General features: G+C 73.3%; 1 pseudogene. It reads right to left on the reverse strand.

What is annotated here, in order from left to right:
- Window positions 1-389 (reverse strand): annotated as a pseudogene (locus tag ACLBXP_RS25300) (histidine kinase); the annotation flags it as partial.

Genomic DNA, 389 nt, shown 5'->3' on the forward strand with positions numbered 1-389 from the left:
GTCGCCACCCGCAGCCGCTCGCGGTCGGCCGGGAAGACCGCGGCGAGGAGGTCGTCGTAGCTGAACGGCTCGGGGGGCGGCCGGGCGAAGGTCTGGCGGCAGACCTCGGAGGCGACGAAGCGGTTCTCCGTGGGGTCGAGGGACCAGGTGCCGAAGCCGCCCGCCTGCAGCATGAAGCGGAGCCGCGCCTCGCTGCGGGTGAGCTCCTCGGCCCGCCGCTGTGCCTCCGTCTCCAGGGCGCCGCGGTCGCGCTGCAGGCGCACGAGCCGGTCGCGCTCCAGCGTGACGCCGAACTGCGAGGCGAAGAAGTAGGTCAGCGCCCCGTCCCCGTCGAAGACCGGCGAGATCAGCAGGCGGTTCCAGAAGACGGTGCCGTCCTTGCGGTGGTT

This window comes from Methylobacterium sp. A54F (assembly GCF_053346035.1).